The organism is Pseudoalteromonas sp. PS5 (assembly GCF_004103255.1).
Classification (GTDB): Bacteria; Pseudomonadota; Gammaproteobacteria; order Enterobacterales; family Alteromonadaceae; genus Pseudoalteromonas; species Pseudoalteromonas peptidolytica.
The window spans coordinates 1-1,016 of sequence record NZ_RCSQ01000032.1 but is presented as its reverse complement, the minus strand read 5'-3'; the positions used below and the strand labels follow the sequence as shown (position 1 = coordinate 1,016).

Sequence of the window (1,016 nt, the reverse complement as noted above, 5' to 3'; positions counted from 1 at the left end):
TGCGTCTTCGTCAAGTGCAGTTGGCACGTCAGGTGCTGGTGCTTCTTCGGCTTCGTCCTCAAGTAACGCCTCGTCTTCAAGTAACGTGTCTTCGTCGAAGTCAGCTTCCTGATCTGATAATGGTTCAGCTTCACCCGGTGAGGTCACTTCTTCAAGCTCTGGAAATGCGTCTTCGATTTCAAGATTTGCATCACTCGTTAGCTCATCATCAAGGTTTCCCTCAATATCAAAGTTTGAATCGCGTTGCAGCGCTTCAGAGAGCGCTCTTTCAGTCTCTGTTTCAATATCTGTTGTAGCATCTTCCCTAAGCTCTAACTCAGGATAGCTATCTAACTCAACGCTTGCTTCGAATTCCTCTTCTGGGAGATCTTCATCTTCATTCAAATCAACTTCATCAGAAAGCGGATCATCACCAAGTTCGATTTCTACTTCATTATCACCAAGTTCGATTTCTACTTCATTATCAACAAGTTCATCATCAGCGCTTGGATCTAGATCTAATTGTTCCTCGGCTTGAAGCTCTTGAAGTAATTCGTCAACGCTCTTTAGCTCTGGATCTTCAAATTCACTGTTGTCATCAGCTTCAGCGTTTTCTTCATTAAACGCCTCTTCGTTAGCCAAATCAGATAGCAAATTATCTTCGCTTTCTTCAGGAGACTCGGGAATTACTTCTTCATCATCAAGTATACCACTTAAGTGACCTTCCTCTGTCCTGTCAACAGGCTCACCTAGTAAGTCGTCGATGTCATCGTTTGCATCAACCTCTGATTCATCTTCAAGCTCAGGTTGAGGCTCTGCTAATGGTTCATCCAACAAGTCGTCGATGTCATCGTTTGTATCAACCTCAAGGTCATCTTCAAGCTCAGGTTGAGGCTCTGCTAATGGCTCGTCCAACAAGTCGTCGATATCATCGTTTGCATCAACCTCTAATTCATCTTCAAGCTCAGGTTGAGGCTCTGCTAATGGCTCGTCCAACAAGTCGTCGATATTATCGTTTGCATCAACCTCTAATTCAT

General features: G+C 43.9%; 1 pseudogene. It reads right to left on the bottom strand.

Annotation, left to right across the window (positions count from 1 at the left end):
• Nucleotides 1-1,016, bottom strand: a pseudogene (locus D9603_RS21595) (hypothetical protein); the annotation flags it as partial.